Origin of the sequence: Nocardioides sp. Soil796 (assembly GCF_001429525.1) — a bacterium.
GTDB lineage: Bacteria > Actinomycetota > Actinomycetes > Propionibacteriales > Nocardioidaceae > Nocardioides.
Window position 1 is genome coordinate 315,404 of sequence record NZ_LMSQ01000020.1, and the last position, 18,332, is coordinate 333,735.

Sequence of the window (18,332 nt, forward strand, 5' to 3'; positions counted from 1 at the left end):
GACGGCATGGCTGAGTTTCCGCAGCTCCTGCACACGGTGCTCGACACCACGGACGTGCGCGGACTGGCCGAGTTCTACCGCGAGCTGCTCGGCCTGAGCTACCGCCCCGGGGACGAGCCACCGACCGATGGCTCTCCGGATGAAGAGGACTGGCTGGTGCTGGTCGATGACGACGGCGCCCGCAAGCTGGCGTTCCAGGAGGTCGAGCGGCTGGAGCCGACCACGTGGCCCGCGCACGACGTGCCGATGCAGCTGCACGTCGACTTCACCGTGCCGACTCGCGAGGAGCTCGAGCACCACGTGGAGCGGGCGGTGGCACTCGGCGCACGGGTCCTGCTCGATCGCACGGACGAGGAGGGCGAGCCGTTGTACGTGCTGGCCGACCCCGCGGGGCACCCGTTCTGCGTCTTCGTCGGCTGAGCCGACCGGCCGGACCGGGTCGTCGGTGGCGGGCACTAGAGTCGACCTCGTGAGCCAACGATGAGCAAGATGGATGACCTGCGCAAGATGCGCGAAGCCCGCTATGAAGCGGCCGCCGCCCGCGCCAAGCAGTCCGCGGCCGGCAAGGCGGCCGCGCGCCCCGCTGTGGCGCCGAACGCCGCGCCCGAACGCGCCGCGGTCAAGAAGGTCGAGAGCCCGGCCGACGAACCCGTGGCGACCGAAGCCCCCCAGGAAGAGGCCCTCTGCGGGCACCGCAACATGAGCGGTCGCACCTGCACCCGCGAGCAGGGCCACTCGGCCAAGAGCCACCGCTACTCCTGACGCAACCGGGTCGGCGCGTCAGGCTCCGGGCAGCAGCCTGGTCCGGAACAGCTTGAGGACGTCGTCGAGTGCGGCGCGCGTGCGGGTGCCCGGCTCGTCGATGAGGTGCTCGGTCAACACCGAGTGCGGCGGCAGCAGCCCCTCGGGGTTGGCGTCCTCGTCGTCGAGCTCGACCGCGACGAACGCGTCACCGAGCTGCGCGCGCAACCAGTCGAAGCGCTCGTCGGAGACCAGCTTGTCACTGCGGAAGCGCAGGCCCATCACCGTGAGGTCACCGGCCACGCAGCGCTGCCTGACCACGGCCAGGTCGTCGGCCGAGATGTCGGTGCCACGCTTGCGGCCCGGGATCACGGTCAGCGGAAGGGACGGTTGCGACAGCACGGGAGCGAGCATGCGTTCGTCGGTCGCCATCGCCAGCGCGAAGCCGCCGGTCAGGCACATCCCGACCGCGCCGACACCCGGGCCTCCACAGCGCTCGTGCTCGTGGGCGGCCAGCGCACGCAGCCAGGTCACCACCGGCGAGGTCCGGCCCGTCGCGAAGAGGCTGAACTCGCGGCTGACGCAGACCCGGCCGAAGGCACGGGCGCCGGTCGCCACGGTGCCGGCCCAGCCGTGCGCCGGCGGGTTCGGGTCGCGGCCCGGCACTCCGAACAGGTGCGGCAGGACGACGGTGAAGCCCTCCTCGCGCACCGTGCGGGCGAACTCGACCACCTTCGGGGTGATGCCGGGGATCTCGGCGATCACGATCACCGCCGGTCCGCTGCCCGAGCGATAGACCCGGTGCTCGGTGCCTCCGTGGCCGAAGGTCTCCTTGTCGAAGTCGGCCAAAGCGTCGTCGCTCATCTGCGCCCCATTCGGTCGGCTGAAGTGTCGGCTGCCGCTGCCTGCCATGTCTGCGCCCGCACTCTAACCGGCTCGGGCCACGTGGGACCGTTGCACCATGAGCGGTCACCACCACGATCACGAGACGCCCGACTGGGACGTGCACTACGCAGGCGCCGCCCCGGTGTGGAGCGGCAATCCGAACGAGGCGCTGGTGCGTGAGGCCTCCGACCTCCCCGCCGGTACGGCGCTCGACGTCGGCTGCGGCGAGGGCGCCGACGCCATCTGGCTGGCCTCCCGGGGCTGGCAGGTGACCGCGCTCGACGTCTCGGGCACGGCCCTCGACCGCGCCCGCGCCGCAGCGGAGTCGGACGGGGCGCAGGTGGCCTGGCTGCACACCGGGCTGGCCGATGCTCCCACCGCGTCCTACGACCTGGTCATCTCGTTCTACCCGGCGCTCGAGCGTGCGGACGGCGCCAACGTCGACCGGTTGCTCTCACTGGTGACTCCCGGCGGCACCCTGCTCGTCGTACACCACGCCGACGTGGACCGGGAGCGGGCGCTGGAGCACGGCTTCGACCCCGAGGCGTACGTCGGCCACGAGCACCTCGTGGACGCCGTCACCGACGCCGGCTGGGTCGTCGAGCAGCAGGGCCGGCGCGCGCGTACGGCGCCGGAAGGGCCCGGCGCGCACCATCACACCGACCTCGTGCTCAGGGCCCGGCGACCGGGCTGACCCGTTCGGCGGCGGCGTCGAGGATCACCCGCGCGAGCGCTTCGGGCTGGGTGAGCTGCGGCCAGTGCCCGCCGGGCAGGTCGACGTAGTCCACCTCGGCGGCGCCCGACAGCTCGGGCAGGTCGCCCGAGTCGACCCAGGCGCGCAGGTCGGCGGCGGTGTACTCGGGGCAGACCGCGGTGACCGGCACCGCGAGGCGGCGCTCGTCGACGAGGTGCACCGGGTCCTTCAGGACCCGGGCCGGTGCGGGGATCGCGTCGGCGTAGAAGCGCGCCAGGGCCGCTCCGTCGAAGTCGACGATGTTGGCGTCCTCGCCCACCTCGGCCCAGTCGGGCATCAGCACCTCGCCGTCCACCGCGGGCAGGCTGCCCAGCAGCGCCTCGCCCTCGGCACTGGGGAACCCGCCAACGTGCACCACTCGCGCCACCCGGTCGGGTCGGGCGTCGATCGCGCAGTGACCGATGCCGCAGCCGGCCGAGTGGCAGACCAGCAGCACCGGCTCGTCGGCGGCGTCGAGGGCGGCGACCACGGCGGCCACGTGGTCGGCCAACGTGATGCCCGAGCGGTCGGCGTCCTTGCTCTCCATGCCGGGCAGCGTCAGTGCCTGCACGGAGTGGCCGGCGGCCTCGAGGTGCGGGGTCACGGCGTCCCACGTGTGGGCGTTGAGCCAGAGCCCGGGAACCAGGACGATCTTCATGACGCTCTCCATCCGTTGGGCGGGTCTTCGCCGACCACGCCGTCGACCGCCTCGCGCAGCAGGTCGGCATGGCCGGTGTGGCGGCCGTACTCCTCGATCAGGTCGCACAGCATGCGGCGCAGGTTGGCGTGTTGCCCGTCGGAGTCGGCTGCCGCGACGGGTTGGTCGAGCCCGCCCCGGGCCAGCACCTTCGCAACGCGTTCGCGGGAGCGTTCGACGGCTCCCTCCCACAACGCGTAGAGCTCCTGCGGGCTGTCGGCGGCGGCCGAGTCGAACTCCCAGTCGTTCATGCCGTCCCAGTCGGAGCTCTCCCACGGCTCCCCGATGGCGTCGCCGGTCATCTTGACGGTGAAGTAGTAGTCCTCGACCGCGGCGAGGTGCTTGAGCAGCCCGCCGAGCGACATCGAGGACGACGGGATCCGGTGGTCGAGCCCGGCGGCGTCGAGGCCGTCCGCCTTCCAGCGGAACGTGGCACGCAACCGGTCGAGCGCACCGATCACGGCCTCGGCTTCGGTGCCCGCGAGGGGCGGTTCCCAGGGTCGGTCGTCTGTCATGTCGGCCAACCTAGGGCTGGTTCCGGACGGTCGGGTTCCGCAATCAGCGCCAGCGGGTGCGGCTGCTCGGCGCCGGGCCCTTCGGCTCGTCGCCCACCTGCAGCTCCCCGCCGTACGACCAACCCTCGCGCAGCGGCAGGTAGGCGCCGCTCCAGAACGTTCCAGGGTCGTACCAGATCGCCTTGCGGTCGTCCTCGAGCACGCCCATCTCCTGGAGAGTCAGGGCCACGGTCTCGGCACAGAAGGCCGCCTCGGGGCGCACGCGCTGGCCGCGCTTCCTGCGTGGTTGGTAGCCGTCACGGCCACGCAGCCACCGCTTCGCGAGCATCGCCGTGCTCGGGAACGAGACGCCGTCGAGCCGGGCGATCGTGCGCAGCACCGAGTCCTCCTCGGCGCGGCCGACCTCGGGGCTGAGCTGGCGCAACCACGAGGCCTGGCCGTAGACGTCGCGCCAGCGGCGGACCGCGTCACCGAGGTCGTGCAGCTGTACGCCGCGGTGGTGGCCGCCGCTCCAGTGGTCGAGGAGGTGCTTGCTCAGCTCGGCGTGCCACATCAGCGGTGGCAGGTCGTCGATCACCACCGCCATGCCGACGTGGTTGACCGGCGCGTTGGTCAACGTGCGGATCGCGCGGTCGGCCGCCGTACGACCGCGGAAGAGCCACAGGTCGCCGGTGCGGGTCAGCTTGACTGCCTCGTCGATGTCGAGCACGGGGCCAGTCTGCCCGGTTAGGGTTCAGGACATGGCGAAGCGTTGGTGGAAGTGGCTCGGACTCGCAGGTGTCGCCGGCGTCGCGGCGACCGGTGCCGCGATCGCGCGGCACGAGCGCGTGCGCCGCGCCTACACGCCCGAGCAGGTGCGCTCGCGGCTCCATGAGCGGTACGCCGAGGCGCGCGACGCCTGAGCCCTGGGCCGGGTCGGCACGTGCCTGTGGATGACGCGAGCGGCGACCCGTCGATCTGTTGCAGCCTTGTCGGCATGACCTTCACAGACCTGCCAGCGTCCTGGGGCGACCACCCCCTCACTCCGGACCTGCTCCCCGACGTCGTCGACCTGTTCGTCTCCGAGCACGACCGCGTGTGCGGCTGCCTGGTGCTGCTCCTGCTCGACGCCGACCATCGACTGCTGCAGCCGATCGTGGTCGGTGACGTGCCGTTGCACACCGGGCCGACCGGCGGCGAGGAGTTCTTCGAGCATCTGGCCCAGATGGTGAAGGACGACGACGGCCACGTCGTGGTCGCACGCGGCCGACGGGGTGGCGAAGACCTCACGGTCGACGACGAAGACTGGCGCGCGGCCTGCTCCCGCGCGTTCGGCGAGCGCCTGGTGGCCATGTTCGTCGCCGCGCCCGGCGTCGTACGCCGCATGCCACCGGCCGCACGCGCCGCCTGACGCAACCCTGCTACTGCCCGGTGCGACCGTCGATGCACTCGCGCAACAGATCAGCGTGGCCGGCATGGCGCGCGTACTCCTCGACCATGTGCACGAGCACGTCGCGGATGCTGACCTTGTCGTCCTTGCCCAGTGGCACCTCGCGCCCGAGGTCGGCCTCGGCGACGGCCTCCACCCAGGCCTCGGCCTTTGCGATCTCGGCCTTCCAGGTGGCGAACGCGTCATCAACGACGGCCTGGTCGGCCACGGCACCGTTGAAGTCCAGGTCACGGTCGTCCTCACTCCGGTAGAGGCGCGGGTCGTCGCGGTGTCCCTCGAGCACGCGGTGGAACCAGTTGTTCTCGACACTCGCCATGTGCCGCACCAGGCCGAGCAGGCTCATCGTGCTGGGCGGCACGGAGCGGGCCGCGAGCTGCTCCGGGGTGAGGCCCTGGCACTTGAGCTCGAGGGTGAGGCGGTAGTTGGCGAGGTATTCCTGCAGGGTCGCCTTCTCGCCGACCGGGTTGCCGTAGGTGCGGGGGTCCTCGGCGGGGTCGGTCCACATGTCGCTCATGGTCAGGAGCCTGCCCCCATGCGGGTTCTGCGTGCAAGGACATTTCGCCCGCTCACAGTTGCTGCTTGAACCCCACGTGGGTCGCCGCGAAGCCGAGGCGCTCGTAGAAGGTGTGCGCCTCGGGCCGCGCGCTGTCCGAGGTGAGCTGCGCGAGCGCTGCTCCACGACGTCGACCTTCGTCGAGAGCCCAGCGGATCATCGCCGACCCGAGTCCGCTCCCCCGTTGGGATTCGGCCACCCGCACGGCCTCGATCTGCAGGCGGGTGGCGCCTTGTCGGGACAGGCCGGGAATGAACGAGAGCTGCATGGTGGCGACGACCTGCTCGCCGGCGCGGCCGACGACGAGAAGCTGCGCCCGGTCCCGGTCGATGGCCGCGAACGCGTCGGCGTACGCCGCGCCAAGGCCCGCGTCGGCGGAGTCGCCGCGACTCCGGGCGATGGCGTCGTCGGCGATCAGGGCGACGAGCGCGTCGAGGTCGGCGGCAGTAGCCCGGGCCAGTTCGACCGGCCCGTTCGGAAGATCGAGGAGGGCGAGGGTCACACGCCCATCCTGCATCACGGTAGCGCGGCGGCGTACACCCGGAACCGCTGGTCGCCGAACTCCTGCTCCAGCACCAACCCGCACTTCTCGGCGACCCGTTGCGAGGCCCGGTTGTCGGGATGCACGATCGCGATCAACCGCTCGATGCCACGTCGGCGCGCCAGTTCGCGGCAGGCCCGGGCACCCTCGCTGGCCAGTCCGCGACCCTGCATCGCGGGCACGACGTGGTAGCCGATCTCGAGGTCCTCCCGGCCCTCGACGCGCTGCCAGGTCAGGCCGCAGTCCCCGACGAAGCGCCCCTCGAGGTCTTCGATGATCCAGAGCCCGAAGCCGTCGCGCGCATAGTTGGCCAGATTCCATTCGACCCACGCCTGCGCCTCGGCCCGGGTCTTCGGGCGTGGGTAGTGGGCCATCACCTCGGGGTCGCCGAGCAGGTCGCTCATCGCGTCGAGGTCGTCGATGGTCATCTCGCGGAACCGGAGCCGTTCGGACGACGGCCGCTCGGACGACGACGGCTCCCGCTCAACCACGCGACTGGAGGACGTCGAGGTCGCGCTCGGCGTACAACCGGTGCTGCCACTCCTCGTTGAGCACGATCCGCAGCGGTTCGGCGAACGGGAACGCACGCGCGGGCGGCCAGCCCGGCCCGTCCACGGGCGTGGTCTCGGCGGCCAGCTGTTCGTCGGTCAGCTCGTCGAGCACCCGGCGCACCGTCGCCTGGCGTTCGGCCCGCACCGCGAGCACCTCGTCGAGCGAGGGCCGGACGTTGAGGTCCCACGGCACCTCGGGATGCGGCGTCGCGCCATCCCACGGCAGGTCGAGCGGGTGGAACGGCCTCGGGTCGCCGAGCAGCACCCGGTTGACCCAGCAGTCGGTGGCATAGACGAGGTGGCGCAGGGTCTGGATGAACGACCACTCGCCGTCGACCGACTCGTGCAGCAGGTCGGGATCCAGGCCGCGCGCGCGGTCGACGGTGCCCGCCCACATCCGTTGGACGACGTCCCAGCCGTCGCGGAACCCGGCGGCATCGGTCGGCCGCATCTTGACCCGGTTGGGATGACGGCGGTCGAGCTCGGCCTCGACCAGCGGGACGACGTCGACGCCGTTGATGCGCAGATCCGAGATCTCCCCGTCGATGTCCACGTCCACCAGCTCGACGCCGCGCATGACGGTGCCGGTGAGATCGACGTCGCGCAGCCTCGACCGGCTCAGGTCGACGTTGTGGAAGGTGGCACCACTGAGGTCCTGGTTCTCGAAGCTGGTCATGTCGCCCACGCTAGAACCCAAGCAGGACGAATCGCGTCCGGTACCGCTCCTCGTGGTCGTACTCCCTCCGGGCTGGAAGAAGCAGGACCTCCACTGCGCCTGCTGGGCCGATTGGCTCGCTCTGCGATGGGTAGAAGGGGCCAATCGACTCAGCAGACCGAGTGGTCACCGGACTGCCCGTCCCGGTCACCGACGAGGTGACGGGCGTGCAGGGCGGCGGATGGACGCCGGAGCACAGCTCGGCTGACGCCCCGACTCAGCCACCCTGTCCATCGGGCTCGGTCGCGGCGCGCTCGGCAAGGCGGCAGGCGGCGTGCGCCACCAGGTCAGCCTCTTCAGGGTCGACCGCGGCCTGCTCCGGCACCGCCCCGCCGAGCAGTCCCGCCGGTTGGGTCAGCCAGGCCCACGCGTTCCACGGATCCATTCCCGCAGCGAGGAGTGGCCCGATGACGGGAGCCAGCTCGGCACGCAGTGCGCCGTCCGTGTCGAGCTGGAAGGCCGGGACCAGCGTCTGGCCCTCGTCGGCGATGACGAGGAGCGCGTGGTCGGCGGCGGCCTTGTGCACGGCGAAGCGGGTGGCGTTCACCGTCGTCCCGCGCAGGGTCGCCAACGTCTCGTAGGTGTGGGTGGGGCTGGCGACCAGCTCCGCCCGGACGCGGGCCTTGCGGGCCAGCATCACCAGCGCGACGGGTACGGCGTGGGCCGGGTCGGTGCCGTCGTTGTGGAGCAGGGCGTCGAGCCCCTCGAGCTGCTCGGAGGTCATCGGCTCACCCGTGGCCGGGTCGGTCCAGGTCGCCGTACCGTCGGCGTCGCGGGTGAAAGTGGGCAGCCCCGCCTCTGCCAGCTGATCGGCCAGGCCGAGGCCCTCGAGCCAGGCAGCCAGCCGCTCGCCGACCTCGCCGGCATCGTTCGCAGTCATGGCACCAGCCTGCCGCACGCGTCGTACGGCGGCTCAGGCAGGCGTCAGCGGAGGACCCGGTAGCGCACGTGCATGACCCGGTGCTCGGGGTCGAGGTCGGGCGTGGTCAGCGTGCGCATCAGCTCGAGCTCGATGTGCTCGGCGGGGAGGTGGTCGAAGAGCCGGCGGCCCTGGCCGAGGAGCACTGGTACGACGTGCAGCTCGAGCTCGTCGACGTGTCCGGCGCGCAGCAGGGCCTGGGCCGCCCCCGCGCCGTGCACCATCACGTCTCCGTCGCCGGCCGCCTCGCGAGCCAGCGCTGCGCACTCGTCGACGTCGGTCACGTAGCGGACGCTGCCCGGCGGTGGCTCGTCCGGCACGTCGTGGGTGAGCACGAGGACCGGGACCCCGTCGTGGTGGTCGCCCTGCCACCGGTTGGCCAGCTCATAGGTGCGTCGCCCGGCGATGAGGGCGCGGGTGGCCAGGGCCTCGGCGTACACCTGCCCGCTCGGGCCCGGGGCCTCGCGATGGTCGAGCCAGTTGAACAGCCGGAAGCCACCGGCGCCCAGCGGCGATTCCGCACTGTCGTCGGGGCCGGCGACGAAACCGTCCACCGACACGGTCATGTAGAGCCTGATCGTGCTCATGGGTCACCTGGGCTTTCGTGGGTTCGGGCGTCCTGGTCGTGCTGACCCGGCCGCGAGCCCGGAATCATCGCGGCAGACCCCATTGCCACTGCATCACTATGTGCTTATCATTGGTTATGGCTTATGAAGCGCTGGACTGCATCGGCGATCCCACACGCAGGGAGATCCTGACCCTGCTGCGCGGCGGCGAGCGATCGGTGCGCGAGCTGACCGACGAGCTCCCCGTCTCGCAGCCCGCGGTGTCCCAACACCTCAAGGTGCTGCGCGGCGCCGGGCTGGTGAGCTCGCGCACCGAAGGGACCCGCAACCTCTACCGCGTCGACCTCGACGGACTCGCCGGGGTGCGCGCCTGGGTCGACCAGTTCTGGGACGACGCACTCGACTCGTTCGTCCGCTACACCGAGGAGAAGTCATGACCACTCCCGTGCTCCGTGCCGCCGACGTGGCCCACGGGCCCGAACGCACTTTCGCGATGTTCACCGACCACATCGGGGCCTGGTGGCCGCTCGCCACGCATGGGCTGTTCGGCACGCAGGGCACCGTCGGCTTCGAGGACGGTCGCCTCGTCGAGCGATCGCTGCGCGGCGACGAGTGCGTCTGGGCCGAGGCGACCACCTGGGAGCCACCGCACCGACTCGTCCTGCAGTGGCACCCGGGCCGCGGCACCGACGAGGCCAGTGAGGTCGAGGTGCGGTTCATCGCCACGGAAACCGGCACCCGCGTCGAGATCGAGCACCGCAGCTGGGAGCGGTTCGGGGTCGACGCCGCCCAGCGCCGGTCGTCGTACGCCGGGCCGAGCGCGTGGGGCTTCGTGCTCGACCACTTCGCCCATCTGGCCGAGCCGTCGCCCGGCGCGCGGGAAGGCCTCGCCGACCTCGCCACGGCCTACGACGCGTTCTTCGCCGAGGCGGAGGCCGGCGGCTTCTTCGCGCCGAGCGACGGAGGGTGGGACGCCGCACAGACCATCGCCCACGTGGCGCTCAACGACATCGCGATGGCGGCGGTCGCCCGCGACCTGATCAACCGCGGTGAGCCGGCGTTCGAGAACCAGACCTGCCAGGACCACGCCGTGCTCGACGCCCTGGTCGCGCGGTGCGGCACCTTCGAGGAGCTGGTGGCGTTTGCCCGCGCGCAGTCGCGCAACGCCCTGGACCTCTCCGGCCGCTTGAACGAAGAGCAGCTCGCCGCACCGGTGCCGTGTCACCTCACCCACGACGGAGACGTCGTGCTCGACCGGCCGATGCCGTGGGGCCAGATCGCCATCGTCACCCAGGCCGCACGCCACCTGCCCGCCCACGTCGAGCAACTGACCAAGCTGCGGTTCTTCGGCTCGTGGTCCGACGAGCCGGACGACGAGTGGTTGCCGGAGTCGGCGGTCGGCCAGTCGTGCGCGATCTGCCAGGGCCAGGACGTCGCCTGGCTGCATCCGCTCGCGGCCGACAAGGTCGGGTTCCGGGCCTTCGGACAGGGCTACACGCTCCCGACCTTCTGGACGTTGTGCCGTCAGTGCGAAGACCTGTACGACGACCGCGACGACGAGGCGCTCCTCGCACTCATGCAGCAGCCAGATGACGCCGACGACGAGCTGAGTCGGTCGTCTCTCGCCGCATTCCGAGCCGCAGATCTCGGAGCCCGTCCATTCCAGGCCTGAGTCGACGACCCACCCTGGCACTTGTGCGGTGGTGTGGTCGCTCCACACGTGTCACGACACGTGTGGAGCGACCGTAACCCCGCGTTACTGCGAGTGGTGAGGGATCAGTTCTTGACGTCGAACCGGTCGGCGTCCATGACCTTCGCCCAGGCAGCGACGAAGTCGTGCACGAACTTCTCGTTCACGTCGTCACTGGCGTAGACCTCGGCGACGGCGCGCAGCTCGGAGTTGGAGCTGAACACCAGGTCGGCGCGGGTGCCGGTCCAGGACTGGCCCTCCGCACCGGTGCCGACGTACGTGCCCTGACCGTCACCCGGGCGCCACGTGGTGCCCAGGTCGAGCAGGTTGACGAAGAAGTCGTTGGTCAGCACGCCGACGCGGTCGGTGAGCACACCGGCCGTGGAGCCGCCGCTGTTGGCGCCCAGGACGCGTAGTCCACCGACCAGCACGGTCAGCTCGGGAACACCCAGGTTGAGCAGGTTGGCCTTGTCGACGAGGTGGTTCTCGGCCGGCAGCTTGAGGTCGGCCGCGGCGTAGTTGCGGAACCCGTCGGCGCGCGGCTCGAGGTAGGCGAACGACTCGACGTCGGTCTGCTCCTGCGTCGCGTCGCCGCGGCCACCGGTGAACGGCACCTCGACCTTGGCGCCCGCAGCCGCGGCCGCCTGCTCGACGCCGACGTTGCCCGCGAGCACGACGGTGTCGGCGAAGGACACGCCCGTCTCACCGGCGATGGCCTCGAGCTTCTCGAGCACCGGCGCCAGCTCGGCCGGGTCGTTGGCGGCCCAGCTGCGCTGCGGCTCGAGCCGCAGGCGACCGCCGTTGGCACCACCGCGCTTGTCGGACTGGCGGTACGACGAGGCTGCCGCCCATGCCGTCTTGACCAGCTGCGAGACGCTGAGGCCGGCGTCGGCGATCTGCTGCTTCGCGGCGGCGACCGCGTCGGCCGACGGCGCTGCAGCCTCGGGGATCGGGTCCTGCCAGAGCAGCTCCTCGCTGGGCACCTCGGGGCCGAGGTAGCGCGAGACGGGGCCCATGTCGCGGTGGGTCAGCTTGTACCAGGCGCGGGCGAACGCGTCGGCGAACGCCGCCTGGTCGTCCTTGAACCTGCGGCTGATCGCGTCGTACGCCGGGTCGGTGCGCAGGGCGATGTCGGAGGTGAGCATGCGCGGCTCACGCTTTCCGTCACCGAACGCCTCGGGCACCAGGTCGGAGCCCGCGCCGCCCTTGGGCTTCCACTGGTGCGCGCCGGCCGGGGACTTGGTGAGCTCCCAGTCGTAGGCGTAGAGGATGTGGAAGAACTCGTTGTCCCAGCGGGTCGGGTGGTAGGTCCAGGTGACCTCGAGGCCGCTGGTGATCGCGTCGGGACCGGAGCCGGTGCCGTAGCTGTTCTTCCAGCCGAGGCCGTTCTGCTCGATCGGCGCACCCTCGGGCTCGGGGCCGACGTTGGGCTCCGGGTCAGCGGCACCGTGGGTCTTGCCGAAGGTGTGGCCACCGGCGATCAGGGCGACGGTCTCCTCGTCGTTCATCGCCATCCGCGCGAAGGTCTCGCGGATGTCGATCGCCGAGGCGAGCGGGTCGGGGTGGCCGTTGGGACCCTCGGGGTTGACGTAGATGAGGCCCATCTGCACGGCGGCGAGCGGGTTCTCGAGGTCGCGCTCACCGGAGTGGCGCTCGTCGCCGAGCCACTCGGTCTCGGGGCCCCAGTAGACGTCGTCGTCGGGCTCCCAGGCGTCGACGCGACCGCCGGCGAAGCCGAAGGTCTCGAAGCCCATCGACTCCAGCGAGACGTTGCCGGCCAGGACCATCAGGTCGGCCCACGACAGGGCGTTGCCGTACTTCTTCTTCACGGGCCACAACAGGCGGCGGGCCTTGTCGAGGTTGCCGTTGTCGGGCCACGAGTTGATCGGGGCGAAGCGCTGCTGGCCGGTGCCCGCGCCACCGCGGCCGTCCTGGACCCGGTAGGTGCCGGCGCTGTGCCAGGCCATGCGGATCATCAGCGGACCGTAGTGGCCGAAGTCGGCGGGCCACCAGTCCTGCGAGGTGGTCAGCACTGACTCGACGTCGCCCTTGACCGCGGCCAGGTCGAGGCCCTCGAACGCCGCTGCGTAGTCGAAGTCGCCGCCGAGCGGGTTGGCCACCGCCGGGTTCTTGGCGAGGATCTTGAGGTTGAGGCGCTCGGGCCACCAGCCCTGGTTGGCACTGCCCTGCGTCGGGTGCGCCCCGCCGTCGTGCAGCACCGGGCAGCCGCCACTGGCGCCGCTCTCGTTCATCTCTTTCATCTCGGTGCCGGCGTCGTTCGTCATGGGCATCCCTTCGTCGTTTCTGGGTCGGTTGCTGGATGTTCTGGAAAGCTCAGGCGGTGGAGCAGTCGGGGCAGGTGCCCCAGTAGACGACCTCGGCCTCGTCGATCTCGAAGCCGTGGTGCTCGGAAGCAGTGAGGCAGGGGGCGTCGCCGACGCTGCAGTCGACGTCTGCCACCGCACCGCAGGTTCGGCACACCACGTGGTGGTGGTTGTCGCCGACGCGCAGCTCGTAGCGCGCCACCGAGCCGGCGGGCTGGATGCGGCGCAGCATGCCGGCATCGGTCAGCGCGTTCAGGCAGTCGTAGACCGCCTGGTGGCTGACCGCAGGCAGCTCGACGCGCACCGCGGCGAGCACCCCGTTGGTGTCTGCGTGCGGGCGCGAGCCGATGGCGTCGAGCACGGCCAGGCGCGGCTTGGTGACACGGAGCCCGGAGCTCCGCAGCGCCTGGTCGTGGGTGTGCGTCACAGGGCCAACACTTCCGCGTTTTCTTGAATGAGTCAAGTAAGGACGGGCATCGATTTCACGACTTGTCGACGTACGCCGCCAGGTGCTCGCCGGTCAGGGTCCTCGCATCGGCGACGAGCTCGGCCGGCGTACCTTCGAAGACCACGGAGCCGCCGTCGTGACCCGCCCCCGGACCCAGGTCGATGATCCAGTCCGCGTGCGCCATCACGGCCTGATGGTGCTCGATCACGATCACCGACTTGCCGGAGTCGACGAGCCTGTCGAGCAGCCGCAGCAGGTTCTCGACGTCGGCCAGGTGCAGGCCGGTCGTGGGCTCGTCGAGGATGTAGACGCCGCCCTTCTCGCCCATGCGCATGGCCAGCTTGATCCGCTGGCGCTCGCCCCCGGAGAGGGTGTTCAGCGGCTGGCCGAGCTTGAGGTAGCCGAGCCCGACGTCCTCCAGTCGGCCCAGGATCGCGGCCGCGGCCGGAGTCTTCGCATCACCGTCGGCGAAGAACGCGTGGGCCTCGGTGACCGGGAGGTCGAGCACCTCGGCGATGTTGAGGCCGCCGAAGGTCAGCTCGAGCACGGACGCCTGGAAGCGCTTGCCCTGGCACTCCTCGCACAGGGTCGCGACGGTCTCCATGAAGCTGAGCTCGGTGTAGATCATGCCGTTGCCGTTGCAGCTCTCGCAGGCACCCTCGGAGTTGGCGCTGAACAGCGCCGGCTTCACGCCGTTGGCCTTGGCGAACGCCTTGCGGATCGGCTCGAGCAGCCCGGTGTACGTCGCGGGGTTGCTGCGCCGCGACCCCTTGATCGCACCCTGGTCGATCACCACCACGCCGTCACGCCCGGCGATCGACCCGTGGATCAGCGAGCTCTTTCCGGAGCCGGCGACACCCGTGACGACGGTCAGCACTCCGGTGGGTACGTCGACGTCGACGTCGCGGAGGTTGTGGGTCGAGGCGCCCCGGATCTCGAGCGCACCGGTCGGCTGGCGCACCTCGTCCTTCAGGGCCGCGCGATAGCTGAGGTGCCGGCCGGTGAGCGTGTCCGACGTGCGCAGCCCGTCGAGGTCGCCCTCGAAGCAGATCGTGCCGCCGCCCGTGCCGGCGCCGGGCCCGAGGTCGACGACGTGGTCGGCGATCTCGATGGTCTCCGGCTTGTGCTCGACCACGAGCACGGTGTTGCCCTTGTCGCGCAGCTCGAGGAGCAGCTTGTTCATCCTCGCGATGTCGTGCGGGTGGAGGCCGATGCTGGGCTCGTCGAAGACGTAGGTGACGTCGGTGAGCGCCGAGCCGAGGTGCCGGATCATCTTGGTGCGCTGGGCCTCTCCGCCCGACAGGGTGCCAGCGGGACGGTCGAGCGAGAGGTAGCCGAGGCCGATCTCGACGAACGAGTCGAAGAGGTGGAGCAGGTTGGCCAGGAGCGGGGCAACGGACTTGTCATTGATGCCGCGGGCCCATTCGGCAGCGTCGGTGATCTGCATGGAGCAGACCTCGGCAATGCCCTTGCCGTTCACCTTCGACGAGCGGGCGGCCTCGTTGAGCCGGGTGCCGTCGCAGGCGGAGCACGGTGCGAAGACCGCGGCCCTCTCGACGAACGCCTTGATGTGGGGCTGCAGCGAGTCGACGTCCTTGCTGAACATCGACTTGCGGATCTTGGGGATCAGGCCCTCGTAGGTGACGTTGATCTTGTCGACCTTGACCTTGCGCGGCTCGGCGTACAGGAAGTCCTGGAGCTGCTCGTCGGTGAACTTCGAGATCGGCACGTCGGCCGGCACCGCGACCTTGAACGCGGCGACCATCCAGCCGTCGGCGGTGTAGCCCGGCACCAGGATCGCGCCGTCGACCAGCGACTTCGACCCGTCGTAGATCTCGGCGAGGTCGAGGTCGGAGACGGTGCCGCGGCCCTCGCACTCGGCACACATGCCGCCGAGGTAGACGGCGTTCTTGACGACCTTCTTCTCGACCTTGCCGCCGGCCTTCTCGGTGCTCATCACGCCGCCGGCCCTGCGGGTCGGCACGTTGAACGCGAAGGCGGTCGGCGGCCCGATGAACGGGTCACCGATGCGGCTGAACAGCACGCGCAGCATGGCGTTGGCGTCGGTCGCCGTACCGACCGTCGAGCGGGCGTTGGCACCCATGCGCTCCTGGTCGACCAGGATCGCGGTGGTCACGCCCTCGATGTTGTCGACCTCGGGGCGGGCCAGGTTGGGCATGAACCCCTGCACGAAGGTGCTGTAGGTCTCGTTGATCATGCGCTGCGACTCGGCCGCGATCGTGGCGAAGACAAGGGAGCTCTTCCCCGAGCCCGAGACCCCGGTGAAGACGGTCAACCTGCGCTTGGGCAGCTCGATGCTGACGTCCTTGAGGTTGTTCTCCCGAGCCCCGTGGACCCGGATCAGGTCGTGGGTGTCGGCGACGTGCTGGGTCATCGTTCTCCATCTCTCGGGCGGTGCAGTCCAACCAGCCCCAATCCAAGCAGGACACCGGGAACCGCGCTTCTCGATTCGTGATCACCGGGAACTTCGGACAACCCCTTGACCACGTACAACCACCTGGTTGTATGTTTCTTCCATGACGACACGGGACCGGGACGCCGACGAGGACAGGGCAGACGCCATGTTCCATGCGTTGGCCGACCGGACCCGCCGCGACATCCTGCGGCGGGTGCTGGCCGGAGAACACTCGGTCACCGCCCTCGCGTCGTCGTACGACATGAGCTTCGCGGCCGTGCAGAAGCACGTCGCCGTCCTCGAACGAGCCGGCCTGATCAGCAAGCGACGCAATGGTCGCGAGCAGCTGGCGAGCGGCGAGGTCGAGGCGATCCGTTCGGTGGGCTCCATGCTCACCGAGCTGGAAGGCGTCTGGCGCGGCCGCATCGCCCGGATCGACGAACTGCTCAAGACACCCACCACCCCACCCAGTTCTCCACCCGCCACCCCACCCCAGTAATCCCCCGCCACCCCACCCCCGCCACCCAAAGAATCGAAGGAATGAGAACCATGCCCGTCACCGACGTCAGCCACGACCTGGACAACCTGACCCTCACCATCCACGCCGAGTTCGCCGCCCCGGTGGAGCGGGTGTGGAACGTGTACGCCGACCCGCGCCAGCTCGAGCAGGTCTTCGGCCCGCCGTCCTACCCGGCCACCTTCGTCGACCACGAGCTGCGCCCCGGCGCCCGTACGACGTACTTCCTGACCTCGCCGGAGGGCGAGAAGCACGCCGGATTCTGGGAGATCACCGAGGTCGACGAGCCCCACAGCTTCAGCTTCGTCGACGGTTTCGCCGACGAGGACTTCAACGTGATCGAGGGCATGCCGGTCTCGACGAACGTCTACGCCCTCGCGCCGACCGAGGCCGGCACCAAGGCCACCTACGTCGCGACCTACGCGTCGGCCGAGGCGCTGCAGCAGGTGCTCGACATGGGTGTCGTCGAAGGAGCCAGCTCGGCGATCAACCAGATCGACGACCTGCTCGCCAAGGGCTGACTCACCAAGGGCTGATCGACCCGAGCTCCCGCTCTGTTCCTGAGCGCACGATTCCTGTCCGGTTCTCTCCGAAACGCGACAGGAATCGTGCATTCACGAGGTTCTGCGCAGCTCGGCCGATGATTTCTGCCGGCACCCGTGGTCTGATCGCCAAAGGTTCCGGAGGAGGAGTGATCGTGGGAGACGTCTGGCCGATCGTGCACACGGAGCGGGCCGCGCTGGTCGCGGACCTCGAGGGCCTCACTGATGCCCAGTGGGAGCAGTCGTCGCTGTGCACGGGCTGGAGCGTGCACGACGTCGCCGCCCACCTCGTCGACGTCGCGCGCACCACCCGGTTGGGGTTCCTGGCCACCATGGCCCGCGCCCGCTTCGACTTCGACCGGCAGAACGCCGACGGCGTACGACGGCACAGGGGCGCCACTCCGCAGCAGACCCTGTCGGCCCTCCGCGAGGTGATCGGTCGTACGTCGACCCCGCCCGCGCCGCTCGACAGCCGGATCGTCGAGGAGATCGTGCACGGCGAGGACATCCGCCGCCCTCTGGGCATCACCCGCGCCTACCCGGTCGCCGCAGTGGCCGGCGCGCTGTTGCACCAGGTCGGCACGAAGGGCGCGTTCGGTGGAGCCAGGGAGGCGGTGTCCGGCGTACGACTGGTCGCGACCGACGCCGACGTGTCGATCGGCGACGGTCCCGAGGTCACCGGTCCCGCGCTCTCGTTGCTCCTGGCCGTGTCCCGACGAACCGGCGCCCTCGACGAGCTCACCGGCCCCGGCCTCGGCACACTCGCCAGGACACTCTGAACACCCGGCGCTCCACCCACCACCCACCCAGCGCTCCACCCACCACCCACCCAGCGCTCCACCCACCACCCACCCAGCGCTCGACCCACCACCACCCCCAAGGAGCAACACATGGGCCTCGTCCACGCAGACCTCGGCATCACCCTCGACGGCTACTCGTCCGGGCCCAACCAGCGACTCGAGCAGCCGTTCGGCGACTTCCCCGTCGACAAGCTGCACGCCTGGATGTTCGAGCACGGCGACGAGAACGCAGCCGAGGTCGCCGCGATCGTCGACGCCGGTGCCTTCGTCATGGGACGCAACATGTTCACCGCCGGCAGGGGTGAGCACGACCCCGAGTGGAAGGGCTGGTGGGGCGAGGACCCGCCCTACCACGGGCCGGTCTTCGTGGTCAGCCATCACGCGCGGGAGTCGATCCCCATGGAGGGCGGCACCACGTTCCACTTCGTCACCGACGGCGTCGAGTCGGCGATGGCGCAGGCCAAGGCACAGGCGGGCGACCGCAACGTGTCGGTCACCGGCGGCGCCCAGACGGTCAACCAGTGCCTGGCCCTCGGCCTGATCGACGAGCTGCGACTGCACGTGGTGCCGTTCACCGCCGGCGACCCCGTCGCCGAGGGCTCGCGAGTCTTCGCCGGCGTGCCACCGATCGCCCTCGAGATCGCGTCGGTGCGACACACCCGGCACGTCACGCACCTGACCTACCGACGCCCGGGCCTCTGACCCTGGAGGACCCTGGAGACGCCCCCGGCTGAGCTCCCGGCCGAACTT

General features: G+C 70.4%; 24 protein-coding genes. 11 read left to right on the forward strand and 13 right to left on the reverse strand.

Annotated features, from left to right (window positions below; translation table 11 throughout):
• Positions 1 to 6 precede the first annotated feature (6 nt).
• A complete protein-coding gene (locus tag ASH02_RS22585) occupies positions 7 to 420 on the forward strand; it encodes a VOC family protein (RefSeq protein WP_056683713.1) in 414 nt (137 codons plus the stop codon).
• Positions 421 to 480: 60 nt separating this feature from the next.
• The gene (locus tag ASH02_RS22590; protein ID WP_056683716.1) at positions 481 to 762 is read left to right on the forward strand and encodes a hypothetical protein; all 282 of its coding nucleotides are present in this window, start codon (positions 481 to 483) and stop codon (positions 760 to 762) included.
• Positions 763 to 780: 18 nt separating this feature from the next.
• Here ASH02_RS22590 and ASH02_RS22595 read toward each other — a convergent pair whose 3' ends face one another.
• A complete protein-coding gene (locus ASH02_RS22595) occupies positions 781 to 1,605 on the reverse strand; it encodes a dienelactone hydrolase family protein (protein WP_057295487.1) in 825 nt (274 codons plus the stop codon).
• 97 nt (positions 1,606 to 1,702) lie between these two features.
• Here ASH02_RS22595 and ASH02_RS22600 point away from each other — a divergent pair, with 97 nt between their 5' ends.
• Positions 1,703 to 2,320, forward strand: coding sequence for a class I SAM-dependent methyltransferase (locus ASH02_RS22600; RefSeq protein ID WP_056891632.1), 618 nt, complete (start codon positions 1,703 to 1,705; stop codon positions 2,318 to 2,320).
• On the opposite strand, the gene ASH02_RS22605 is transcribed toward ASH02_RS22600, so the two are convergent.
• The 3 genes from ASH02_RS22605 to ASH02_RS22615 are packed head-to-tail and all read right to left on the reverse strand — an operon-like array spanning position 2,298 to position 4,280.
• The gene (locus ASH02_RS22605) at positions 2,298 to 3,017 is read right to left on the reverse strand and encodes an alpha/beta fold hydrolase (protein WP_056891633.1); all 720 of its coding nucleotides are present in this window, start codon (positions 3,015 to 3,017) and stop codon (positions 2,298 to 2,300) included. The two genes, ASH02_RS22600 and ASH02_RS22605, sit on opposite strands and share 23 nt — an antisense overlap.
• Positions 3,014 to 3,571 carry a DinB family protein gene (locus ASH02_RS22610; protein ID WP_056683727.1) on the reverse strand — a complete coding sequence of 186 codons (558 nt, stop codon included), beginning with the start codon at positions 3,569 to 3,571 and terminating at the stop codon, positions 3,014 to 3,016. Before ASH02_RS22610 ends, ASH02_RS22605 begins: the two co-directional genes overlap by 4 nt.
• 43 nt (positions 3,572 to 3,614) lie before the next feature.
• Positions 3,615 to 4,280 carry a hypothetical protein gene (locus ASH02_RS22615; RefSeq protein ID WP_056891634.1) on the reverse strand — a complete coding sequence of 222 codons (666 nt, stop codon included), beginning with the start codon at positions 4,278 to 4,280 and terminating at the stop codon, positions 3,615 to 3,617.
• 31 nt (positions 4,281 to 4,311) lie between these two features.
• On the opposite strand from ASH02_RS22615, the gene ASH02_RS26745 reads away from it, so the two are divergent.
• Entirely contained in the window at positions 4,312 to 4,473 is a 162-nt protein-coding gene (locus tag ASH02_RS26745; RefSeq protein ID WP_200950090.1) for a hypothetical protein, read from the forward strand.
• Positions 4,474 to 4,547: 74 nt separating this feature from the next.
• Positions 4,548 to 4,961, forward strand: a complete 414-nt coding sequence (locus ASH02_RS22620) for a hypothetical protein (protein WP_056891635.1) — start codon at positions 4,548 to 4,550, stop codon at positions 4,959 to 4,961.
• Positions 4,962 to 4,971: 10 nt separating this feature from the next.
• Here ASH02_RS22620 and ASH02_RS22625 read toward each other — a convergent pair whose 3' ends face one another.
• The 6 genes from ASH02_RS22625 to ASH02_RS22650 all read right to left on the reverse strand — a co-directional run bounded on the left by ASH02_RS22625 (position 4,972) and on the right by ASH02_RS22650 (position 8,866).
• Entirely contained in the window at positions 4,972 to 5,514 is a 543-nt protein-coding gene (locus ASH02_RS22625) for a DinB family protein (RefSeq protein ID WP_200950091.1), read from the reverse strand.
• 52 nt (positions 5,515 to 5,566) lie between these two features.
• Positions 5,567 to 6,055 (reverse strand): GNAT family N-acetyltransferase, encoded by a 489-nt coding sequence (locus tag ASH02_RS22630; protein WP_235530141.1) that lies wholly within the window; start codon positions 6,053 to 6,055, stop codon positions 5,567 to 5,569.
• Between the two features lie 14 nt (positions 6,056 to 6,069).
• Positions 6,070 to 6,585, reverse strand: coding sequence for a GNAT family N-acetyltransferase (locus ASH02_RS22635; RefSeq protein ID WP_268793392.1), 516 nt, complete (start codon positions 6,583 to 6,585; stop codon positions 6,070 to 6,072).
• Positions 6,578 to 7,321, reverse strand: coding sequence for a DinB family protein (locus ASH02_RS22640; RefSeq protein ID WP_056891742.1), 744 nt, complete (start codon positions 7,319 to 7,321; stop codon positions 6,578 to 6,580). The genes ASH02_RS22635 and ASH02_RS22640 overlap by 8 nt, the downstream gene beginning before the upstream one ends.
• Before the next feature lie 256 nt (positions 7,322 to 7,577).
• Positions 7,578 to 8,240: a hypothetical protein gene (locus ASH02_RS22645; protein ID WP_056891638.1), complete on the reverse strand. Its 663-nt coding sequence runs from the start codon at positions 8,238 to 8,240 to the stop codon at positions 7,578 to 7,580.
• Between the two features lie 44 nt (positions 8,241 to 8,284).
• Positions 8,285 to 8,866 (reverse strand): dihydrofolate reductase family protein, encoded by a 582-nt coding sequence (locus tag ASH02_RS22650; RefSeq protein ID WP_056891639.1) that lies wholly within the window; start codon positions 8,864 to 8,866, stop codon positions 8,285 to 8,287.
• A 116-nt stretch (positions 8,867 to 8,982) separates the two neighbouring features.
• Between ASH02_RS22650 and ASH02_RS22655 the strand changes: the two genes are divergently transcribed.
• Entirely contained in the window at positions 8,983 to 9,282 is a 300-nt protein-coding gene (locus ASH02_RS22655; protein WP_056683746.1) for an ArsR/SmtB family transcription factor, read from the forward strand.
• Positions 9,279 to 10,517, forward strand: a complete 1,239-nt coding sequence (locus ASH02_RS22660) for an SRPBCC domain-containing protein (protein ID WP_056891640.1) — start codon at positions 9,279 to 9,281, stop codon at positions 10,515 to 10,517. Before ASH02_RS22655 ends, ASH02_RS22660 begins: the two co-directional genes overlap by 4 nt.
• A 104-nt stretch (positions 10,518 to 10,621) precedes the next feature.
• Here ASH02_RS22660 and katG read toward each other — a convergent pair whose 3' ends face one another.
• From katG to ASH02_RS22675, 3 genes are read right to left on the reverse strand one after another with little or no spacing between them, the layout of a single operon-like run.
• Positions 10,622 to 12,820 carry a catalase/peroxidase HPI gene (gene katG, locus ASH02_RS22665; protein WP_056891641.1) on the reverse strand — a complete coding sequence of 733 codons (2,199 nt, stop codon included), beginning with the start codon at positions 12,818 to 12,820 and terminating at the stop codon, positions 10,622 to 10,624.
• A gap of 49 nt (positions 12,821 to 12,869) precedes the next feature.
• Entirely contained in the window at positions 12,870 to 13,286 is a 417-nt protein-coding gene (locus tag ASH02_RS22670; RefSeq protein ID WP_082599567.1) for a Fur family transcriptional regulator, read from the reverse strand.
• A 55-nt stretch (positions 13,287 to 13,341) separates the two neighbouring features.
• Entirely contained in the window at positions 13,342 to 15,702 is a 2,361-nt protein-coding gene (locus ASH02_RS22675; protein WP_056891642.1) for an ATP-binding cassette domain-containing protein, read from the reverse strand.
• A gap of 142 nt (positions 15,703 to 15,844) precedes the next feature.
• Between ASH02_RS22675 and ASH02_RS22680 the strand changes: the two genes are divergently transcribed.
• The 4 genes from ASH02_RS22680 to ASH02_RS22695 all read left to right on the forward strand — a co-directional run bounded on the left by ASH02_RS22680 (position 15,845) and on the right by ASH02_RS22695 (position 18,284).
• Entirely contained in the window at positions 15,845 to 16,222 is a 378-nt protein-coding gene (locus ASH02_RS22680) for an ArsR/SmtB family transcription factor (protein ID WP_056891643.1), read from the forward strand.
• 41 nt (positions 16,223 to 16,263) lie between these two features.
• Positions 16,264 to 16,761 carry an SRPBCC family protein gene (locus ASH02_RS22685; protein WP_200950092.1) on the forward strand — a complete coding sequence of 166 codons (498 nt, stop codon included), beginning with the start codon at positions 16,264 to 16,266 and terminating at the stop codon, positions 16,759 to 16,761.
• A gap of 176 nt (positions 16,762 to 16,937) precedes the next feature.
• Positions 16,938 to 17,561: a maleylpyruvate isomerase family mycothiol-dependent enzyme gene (locus tag ASH02_RS22690; RefSeq protein ID WP_057295517.1), complete on the forward strand. Its 624-nt coding sequence runs from the start codon at positions 16,938 to 16,940 to the stop codon at positions 17,559 to 17,561.
• Between the two features lie 111 nt (positions 17,562 to 17,672).
• A complete protein-coding gene (locus tag ASH02_RS22695; RefSeq protein ID WP_056683764.1) occupies positions 17,673 to 18,284 on the forward strand; it encodes a dihydrofolate reductase family protein in 612 nt (203 codons plus the stop codon).
• The last annotated feature ends 48 nt before the right edge of the window (positions 18,285 to 18,332 follow it).

Coding starts and splice junctions, on each gene's coding strand:
- ASH02_RS22585 (WP_056683713.1), top strand. CDS start 7: ATGGCTGAGTTTCCGCAGCTCCTGCACACGGTGCTCGACACCACGGAC.
- ASH02_RS22590 (WP_056683716.1), top strand. CDS start 481: ATGAGCAAGATGGATGACCTGCGCAAGATGCGCGAAGCCCGCTATGAA.
- ASH02_RS22595 (WP_057295487.1), bottom strand. CDS start 1,605: ATGAGCGACGACGCTTTGGCCGACTTCGACAAGGAGACCTTCGGCCAC.
- ASH02_RS22600 (WP_056891632.1), top strand. CDS start 1,703: ATGAGCGGTCACCACCACGATCACGAGACGCCCGACTGGGACGTGCAC.
- ASH02_RS22605 (WP_056891633.1), bottom strand. CDS start 3,017: ATGAAGATCGTCCTGGTTCCCGGGCTCTGGCTCAACGCCCACACGTGG.
- ASH02_RS22610 (WP_056683727.1), bottom strand. CDS start 3,571: ATGACAGACGACCGACCCTGGGAACCGCCCCTCGCGGGCACCGAAGCC.
- ASH02_RS26745 (WP_200950090.1), top strand. CDS start 4,312: ATGGCGAAGCGTTGGTGGAAGTGGCTCGGACTCGCAGGTGTCGCCGGC.
- ASH02_RS22620 (WP_056891635.1), top strand. CDS start 4,548: ATGACCTTCACAGACCTGCCAGCGTCCTGGGGCGACCACCCCCTCACT.
- ASH02_RS22625 (WP_200950091.1), bottom strand. CDS start 5,514: ATGAGCGACATGTGGACCGACCCCGCCGAGGACCCCCGCACCTACGGC.
- ASH02_RS22640 (WP_056891742.1), bottom strand. CDS start 7,321: ATGACCAGCTTCGAGAACCAGGACCTCAGTGGTGCCACCTTCCACAAC.
- ASH02_RS22645 (WP_056891638.1), bottom strand. CDS start 8,240: ATGACTGCGAACGATGCCGGCGAGGTCGGCGAGCGGCTGGCTGCCTGG.
- ASH02_RS22650 (WP_056891639.1), bottom strand. CDS start 8,866: ATGAGCACGATCAGGCTCTACATGACCGTGTCGGTGGACGGTTTCGTC.
- ASH02_RS22655 (WP_056683746.1), top strand. CDS start 8,983: ATGGCTTATGAAGCGCTGGACTGCATCGGCGATCCCACACGCAGGGAG.
- ASH02_RS22660 (WP_056891640.1), top strand. CDS start 9,279: ATGACCACTCCCGTGCTCCGTGCCGCCGACGTGGCCCACGGGCCCGAA.
- katG (WP_056891641.1), bottom strand. CDS start 12,820: ATGACGAACGACGCCGGCACCGAGATGAAAGAGATGAACGAGAGCGGC.
- ASH02_RS22675 (WP_056891642.1), bottom strand. CDS start 15,702: ATGACCCAGCACGTCGCCGACACCCACGACCTGATCCGGGTCCACGGG.
- ASH02_RS22680 (WP_056891643.1), top strand. CDS start 15,845: ATGACGACACGGGACCGGGACGCCGACGAGGACAGGGCAGACGCCATG.
- ASH02_RS22685 (WP_200950092.1), top strand. CDS start 16,264: ATGAGAACCATGCCCGTCACCGACGTCAGCCACGACCTGGACAACCTG.
- ASH02_RS22695 (WP_056683764.1), top strand. CDS start 17,673: ATGGGCCTCGTCCACGCAGACCTCGGCATCACCCTCGACGGCTACTCG.